The following is a 6,166-nucleotide window of genomic DNA, read 5'->3' as shown; positions in this document are numbered from 1 at the left end:
ATCGGCAGCCATGCCGTCGGCGTCGTGCTCGGCGTCGGCTTATCAGCCCCGCCTGGCGTCGCGGTCGGCTGGCTCACGCCTGCCGGAGGCTTGAGGGATGCCTCTGCCTTCGTGAAAGCGGTGTCGTCGGTCTTGGCCTTGGCCATTGATGCCTTCGCTTCGTCGACGTACTTTTTTGCTTGATCCGTTTGACCATCAAAAATGGCAAGACGCGCCAAACGCACATCCTGGAACGCTTTCCGTCCGTCGGTGGACAGCTTGCCGAGCTCTCTGCCGGCATCCTGGGCGCCAGCCGTTGGTTGCGACGCACCTGCTGCTGCGCTGCCGTTTGGTTCTGCGGCCAGGGCAGCACAAGATCCCAATATGGCGGTCGTCGCGAGGGCAACGGCAAGTGACTTCATCCTGAACATATCAATTCTCCTGTTTGTCGTGGGCTGGATGCTGCGCACTCAACGAATTGATGACCGCGGCGACCATGCAGACAAGCCGGCGAGACAGGAATAGTTCACCAGCCCGGGGGGATTTGTCCTCCAACTACAGGCTCGGAAACTACCTAATCCGATATGACTACTCCGACAGGACGCGGTGTCCCCGGGTATTTTCCGAACCTATCCTTTCGGCCGGCTTCCTCTGTAAAATTGCGCGACAACCAAAGGTAACGGCATCCACCTGCGCGGGCGCCTATTTACGAGATCGGCGACGCGACCTTGTTGCTGATCATGGGGCTGCTTCGAAGCCGCAATGCGGAAATGACGGGCACCGTGCGCTGGTCATGCCCAATCCGCCGCCGCAGCGACTTCGCACGCTGCGACTGCGCACTCGGCAAGATGCCTTCTTTCGGCTCGGGTGCGGACCAGCCGATAGGTAGTTTCCGAGCCTACCCGCGAACCGTCGTTCATGCGTAGTGTTGCACGCGAGCCAACGAACCGGTCGCCAACCGTGATCGACCCCGCATCGAAGCAAGCGCTTCAGCGGCACCGGTGACGTCGTCCTCGTTTCTACCGCATTGAAAGGCGCAGCGTCATGTTGTTCTCGGATTCCTATCTTCTGTATCTCACCCCCGCTCTCCTGCTCGCTGCCTTCATCCTGATCGGAGCGAGCGTACGGATTCTGCGCGAATACGAGCGGGCCGTCGTCTTCACGCTGGGCCGGTTTCAGCGAGTGAAAGGCCCGGGCCTCGTGCTCTTGATTCCATTCTTTCAGGAAATGGTGAGAGTTGATCTGCGCATTCAAGTCATCGAAATACCGACGCAGGACGTGATTTCCCGCGACAATGTTTCGATGAAAGTCGACGCGGTGCTCTACTTCAATGTGGTCAACCCGGAGCGGGCCATCATTCAGGTTCAGCGCTACCTTCCCGCCACCAATATGCTCGCCCAGACCACGCTGCGCGCGGTGCTGGGACAGCATGAGCTCGATGAGATGCTGTCCGAGCGCAAGAAGCTCAGCACCGACGTGCAAAGCATTATCGATAGCCAGACCGAGGCTTGGGGAATCAAGGTCAGCAATGTCGAGATTCGAACCGTCGAACTCACGGACAACATGGTACGCGCGATCGCCAAGCAGGCGGAAGCGGAGCGCGACCGCCGCGCCAAGATCATTCATGCGGAGGCTGAGTTCCAGGCCTCGCAAACCCTGGTCAACGCCGCCAAGATACTGACGAGCATCCCTGCCGCCATGCAGCTGCGTTACCTGCAAACGCTGACCGAGATCGGCGCCGAGCAAAATTCCACCGTCGTCTTTCCGATGCCTATCGACATCATCAAGCCGTTCCTCGAGCTGATGGAGAGACCCGGCAAGGCCTCCGGTGCCAACGGGGCGACGCTGGCTCCGCTTGGAGAGGTTGCACCGGGGCACCTGATGGAAACCCACACATAGCAAATCCGGCCGTGCTCGACCCGGAAACCCCGGCATCCGTTCCGGGGCCCTGCTTCCGCAACGGCAAGGATGTGCAGGTCGGTTCCCGCACATGGCTTTCGCGATCCAAATCTAGACGATCGCGTTCGTTGACGCGGCTGACTCCGGCTTAGCATGGCCTTCGAGGTCTCTACCCGGTCGCGGCGAATTTTCGAAAAAAATTGACTGCCTGAGGCATCGAACTCCACATCGAGTGAAAATTAACTTGATCTCCGGCTATCGGGCTGCTGGAACGTTTTCGAGCGGCGGCGAGTTTGTGCCGGCTGGGAGCTGACAACCAACGAGGATTCCATGGCCAGAGACGAACACAACAAGGCTGCCGAACACCACGAAAACGCTGCCAAGGCACATCGTTCCGCCGCGGAACATCACGGCAAGGGCGATCATGCAAAGGCCAAGGAGCATGCCGGCAGCGCCAAGCAGCACTCGCAGACCGCAAACCAGCATAGCGATCAGGCTCACGCGAAGAGTCAGCAGCAGAAATAACGAGACACGAAAGGCCCGGGTCATCCCCGGGCCTTTCGGTTTCCGCATCGGCCTCGCCAGTTTAAAAGTCGTTCGGCGTTCGCGGCGACATGCTGCCGATACCCATCGACGACGCTATCAGCAGAAGCGGCCGCCATCGGATTGACGCTCGATTCGAACGCCGCGTCGACCTCCTCAGTGATCATCAGACGCGTTTCGCTCATGGCGTCGGTGCCGCCGCGTGTCAGCATTCAGGATGTGAAGTCCGATCACGTTGCCAGATTCCAAACCTGGCAGCTGGAATGGCGGGACAGGATCGTCGGACAAGACGAGGGGAAAAGACAGTTTGTTTTTTCTTGAGTGAGCAATATTGACCAGCGAGCCCGGCGCTCAAGGGAACATGCTGTTTGAGATCGGGCCTCTGCTCTTGTCACTGACCAACGCTGTGTTGAACGAAACGCGCGAACGAGCCGAGCCAGGATAGTGCCGGACGATCCGCGCTTGACATCAAAATGTTCGAATGTGCCGCTCGTCACAGGTTCGCGGCACGATCGCTGAAGCTGATCCAATGCAATCGGACGCGGCTCTCTGGACCGCCAGCCACGAGCTGAAGTCAAGACGAATGAGCGCCCCTGAAAGGAGCACGCCATGGAAGAGTACATCCGCAGCGAGAACCTCAAAATCTTCAGACGGCGGCTTGAACTGGTCAAGGACGCGGCCCAACGGCAATTGCTCTTGAGGCTGCTGGCCGAGGAAGAGACGAAAGCCCCTGTTGTCACGAGAAAGGCAGGCGCGGCCGCCGAAGTGCCTGCAGCACGCGATCTATGAGGTGACACGAACTTCCACCGACATCCCAGCGAAGGCACCGGTGTTGCCGACGAAGCTGCCGGCCACCGGAATCGTCTGTCGGATGTCGCGCGCGACCGCGACCGGGATCAGATTGAAGCCGCCAAGGCTGCGATTGGTCGGGTCGAAAGTGATCCAGCCCGCGCCCGGCACGAAGACCTCCGCCCACGCATGAGTTGATCCTGCGCCGCTCGATCCGACGCTCTGTTGTTCCGGATTGTAGAGATAGCCGGAAACGATCCTGGCGCCGAAGCCGAGCACGCGGGCCGCTTCGGTGAACAACAGCGCGAAATCCCTGCAGGAACCCCAGCCGCGGTCGAGTGTTTCCACCGGCGTCTGGGTCCCCTCGTCGTCTCGGCTCTGATAGCGGATGGTTTCGGAAACGCCGACGCTCAGATCCCTGAGCAGCGAGAGCGTATCAGTCCGAGTTCCGCGAACAAACATTTGCGCCCAGTTTCGCAGGGCCCCCGCTGTGTCAGCGAACTGCGGAACGGCCAAGGCGCCGAGATCGATCCATTCATCCTCGGAATAGCGGAACGGATAGGACATCGCCGAAACGGCGATGTCGAATACGGGCCATGCGACCGCGTCGAGCTGAAGTTCTGCGACGCTGGAGATCACCAGGTGAGAGGCCGTCAGCTGAAACGTCGCCATCGTGACCGCGTTGCCAAACACGTCGTATGCCCAGGTCAGGACCGCTTCCGGCGTTACCGTGATTTGGCTCGAAATCAGCCGAAGCTCGCGGCCTTCACGCGGACGGAGCATCAGGCGGTGCGGCAACAGGCTCACGCTGTCGTTGAACCGGTAAGTCGTGGTATGAAGAATTTTGAGCGTGACCAACAAAAACTCCAATCGGCAACGGCGTCCGATCCCATCGCGCAGCGCTCGTGGAACTCCCGATCGACCAGCGCGAGGCCTTCACATCAAGACAGGGTCAGATGAGGCAAATCGACCGTGCTGTCTATCCGACATTGTCTGATATTTGAAACGCCAACAGCCGCCGCCGATTGTGGTCCAACGGCAGCTACAGGGCGGGATTCACCGGCGGCTGGATTGGTGCCACGTCACCGACGGAGCTCACGTCCCCCTGTTGGGTGGCCGGCGGCTGATGTTGGCTCGCAATCAGAAATTGCGACCCCAACACGAACGACATCAACACCAGGTAGACCCACCAGGGCCGCGCGTTGAGACCAAGACGATCCGGCATCCTGCTTGCGATAGCACCATCCACTCGCCTCTGCGGCAGCAGTGCAACCAAACGCGTCGCAGCCGCCGTTGCTTCGGGCCGCGCCCAGACCTTGCTGGGTAACGCTTCGATGATCATGGCCAATCTTTCAATCGCGCCCGTCGGCGGCAGCTCCGCGAGTTTCGTCGCCTCCTGCCAGGGATCCAAGTCGGACCGCGCCAGTCCGGAGAGCACGCTTACCTGCATGCCATTGCGGTCAGCGCCGATCGGGGCGAAGAGAAAAGTGTCAAATTCCGGCCTCATCAGAGATCCTGGTGCGGCGCGCGATTTCATAGCCACGATGATTATCTCCGTTCCGATCGACAACGCTCATGCTTCACGATCGGCCAAAATCGACTCTAGCGGATGACCGAACGAACTATCAGGATCGGAAACTACCTAAACCGGGCCGCGGTAGTCCTGACGACGCCAGCGCCAGATCAAGCGCTGATTTTCCTTTAGGTTCCACGGACGGACACCTTTTTCGAGAGAACCTCAACCGGGTCTCTAGGTAATTTCCGAGCCTGTCGAAATTTTCTGGTCCATGCTTCATCGGTCTGCGGTGGTCAAAATTGCTCAGACTTGTCCCGGCGTGCGGCCGAGCATAGGATTGATGAAATGCGTTTGAACGCGACGACCGCTGGTCGACCTGCGCCGGCAGGACAATCCCCTAGGATCAATTGCATGACCACTGAAATACGAGTCCCGAGAATCCTCGATGCTGGAGGCAGACTGTCGATCGGACGTTGGTTCAAGAGCACCGGTGATGCCGTGACCGTCGACGAACCATTGCTCGAGATCGACACCGACAGCATCACGCACGAGGTCGTCGCGCCAACCACCGGAGTGCTGTCGGAGATATTGTTGAGGGACGGCGCTTCCGTGGAGCCAGGCAGCTTGCTCGGAACAATCAGTCAGTTTTGAGCGGACTGGACGATTGCATCTGAACGGAGGCTCCAGCTTCTTGTTTGACGCGTTTTCTCCGAGCAAGCCGGAGCACACTTCGCTGGAAAACGCTGCTGTGCGGCCGTCGCATCTGCTCGATATCATTTTGCGATCGCCGGACGATTGGAGCACTCCTTGCTGACGCGACAGCCTGCCAAAGCGTGCAAGCTTGTGCCCGCATCTGCGGTGTTGCAACGGCTGCATGATGAGGTGCCGACGGATCGCTTCACGCTGGGCTGGCTGATGCATAGGCTCGACAAACACTCCTTCGGAATCATCATGCTGCTGCTCAGCCTGGTCGCGGTCACACCGGGGCTCTCAATCGCTGCTGGCCTGATCCTGATGATTCCCGCGTTTCAGATGATGGCCGGCAAGCCTGCACCGGTCTTCCCGCACCGGATCGCCGCGCTTTCCCTGCCGACCAAACACCTCGCGGCCCTGGTTCAGCGATTCGTTCCGATGCTCCGCCATCTTGAAAAGATGGTTCATCCGCGCTGGCGCACCCCTGTCGACTTGACGAAGCGGCTGGTCGGCGCCGTCGTCTTGATCCTGAGCGCCACCTTGGTCTTCGTTCCGATACCGCTGAGCAACGTGGTGCCTGCGTCGGTCATCGCCGTGATCTCGCTCGCTTATCTGGAGGACGATGGGGCCCTGCTCGCGATCGGCTTGCTGGCTGCGGCGATCGTGCTGGCGATCGGAGCGGAAGTGGTCCGGGACATGCTGCTGGGCACCAAATGGATCATTGACCTCCGGCACTAACGCGGTGGA

At 59.8% G+C, this 6,166-nt stretch carries 9 protein-coding genes; 4 read left to right on the top strand and 5 right to left on the bottom strand.

Annotation, left to right across the window (positions count from 1 at the left end; all coding sequences use genetic code 11):
• On the bottom strand, nucleotides 1-410 hold a 410-nt coding region (locus WCB02_RS23140; protein WP_423961782.1), incomplete at its 3' end, for a YfdX family protein.
• Between the two features lie 613 nt (nucleotides 411-1,023).
• Between WCB02_RS23140 and WCB02_RS23135 the strand changes: the two genes are divergently transcribed.
• The gene (locus WCB02_RS23135; protein ID WP_423961780.1) at nucleotides 1,024-1,878 is read left to right on the top strand and encodes a slipin family protein; all 855 of its coding nucleotides are present in this window, start codon (nucleotides 1,024-1,026) and stop codon (nucleotides 1,876-1,878) included.
• Nucleotides 1,879-2,133: 255 nt separating this feature from the next.
• Here WCB02_RS23135 and WCB02_RS23130 read toward each other — a convergent pair whose 3' ends face one another.
• Together WCB02_RS23130 and WCB02_RS23125 are read right to left on the bottom strand one after the other, a co-directional pair.
• On the bottom strand, nucleotides 2,134-2,427 hold the full coding sequence (locus tag WCB02_RS23130) for a hypothetical protein (RefSeq protein WP_423961778.1): 294 nt from the start codon (nucleotides 2,425-2,427) through the stop codon (nucleotides 2,134-2,136).
• On the bottom strand, nucleotides 2,424-2,633 hold the full coding sequence (locus WCB02_RS23125) for a hypothetical protein (protein WP_423961776.1): 210 nt from the start codon (nucleotides 2,631-2,633) through the stop codon (nucleotides 2,424-2,426). Before WCB02_RS23125 ends, WCB02_RS23130 begins: the two co-directional genes overlap by 4 nt.
• Nucleotides 2,634-3,030: 397 nt before the next feature.
• Between WCB02_RS23125 and WCB02_RS23120 the strand changes: the two genes are divergently transcribed.
• Nucleotides 3,031-3,210, top strand: coding sequence for a hypothetical protein (locus WCB02_RS23120; RefSeq protein ID WP_423961774.1), 180 nt, complete (start codon nucleotides 3,031-3,033; stop codon nucleotides 3,208-3,210).
• On the opposite strand, the gene WCB02_RS23115 is transcribed toward WCB02_RS23120, so the two are convergent.
• Complete coding sequence (locus WCB02_RS23115; protein WP_423961771.1) at nucleotides 3,205-4,068, bottom strand: transglutaminase family protein; 864 nt, start codon at nucleotides 4,066-4,068, stop codon at nucleotides 3,205-3,207. The two genes, WCB02_RS23120 and WCB02_RS23115, sit on opposite strands and share 6 nt — an antisense overlap.
• Nucleotides 4,069-4,252: 184 nt before the next feature.
• A complete protein-coding gene (locus WCB02_RS23110) occupies nucleotides 4,253-4,717 on the bottom strand; it encodes a hypothetical protein (protein ID WP_423961769.1) in 465 nt (154 codons plus the stop codon).
• Nucleotides 4,718-5,137: 420 nt separating this feature from the next.
• Here WCB02_RS23110 and WCB02_RS23105 point away from each other — a divergent pair, with 420 nt between their 5' ends.
• Both WCB02_RS23105 and WCB02_RS23100 read left to right on the top strand, forming a co-directional pair.
• Nucleotides 5,138-5,377, top strand: a complete 240-nt coding sequence (locus WCB02_RS23105; protein WP_423961767.1) for a biotin/lipoyl-containing protein — start codon at nucleotides 5,138-5,140, stop codon at nucleotides 5,375-5,377.
• Nucleotides 5,378-5,569: 192 nt separating this feature from the next.
• Nucleotides 5,570-6,157 (top strand): exopolysaccharide biosynthesis protein, encoded by a 588-nt coding sequence (locus WCB02_RS23100; RefSeq protein WP_423961785.1) that lies wholly within the window; start codon nucleotides 5,570-5,572, stop codon nucleotides 6,155-6,157.
• Nucleotides 6,158-6,166 lie beyond the last annotated feature (9 nt).

The sequence above is a fragment of the Bradyrhizobium sp. genome (assembly GCF_049581145.1).
Classification (GTDB): domain Bacteria; phylum Pseudomonadota; class Alphaproteobacteria; order Rhizobiales; family Xanthobacteraceae; genus Bradyrhizobium.
This window is presented reverse-complemented; position numbering and strand designations above follow the sequence as displayed.

Bases quoted from the DNA above. Each gene is read 5' to 3' on its own strand.
- WCB02_RS23135 (WP_423961780.1), top strand. From the start codon at position 1,024: ATGTTGTTCTCGGATTCCTATCTTCTGTATCTCACCCCCGCTCTCCTG.
- WCB02_RS23130 (WP_423961778.1), bottom strand. From the start codon at position 2,427: ATGACCCGGGCCTTTCGTGTCTCGTTATTTCTGCTGCTGACTCTTCGC.
- WCB02_RS23120 (WP_423961774.1), top strand. From the start codon at position 3,031: ATGGAAGAGTACATCCGCAGCGAGAACCTCAAAATCTTCAGACGGCGG.
- WCB02_RS23110 (WP_423961769.1), bottom strand. From the start codon at position 4,717: ATGAGGCCGGAATTTGACACTTTTCTCTTCGCCCCGATCGGCGCTGAC.
- WCB02_RS23105 (WP_423961767.1), top strand. From the start codon at position 5,138: ATGACCACTGAAATACGAGTCCCGAGAATCCTCGATGCTGGAGGCAGA.
- WCB02_RS23125 (WP_423961776.1), bottom strand. From the start codon at position 2,633: ATGCTGACACGCGGCGGCACCGACGCCATGAGCGAAACGCGTCTGATG.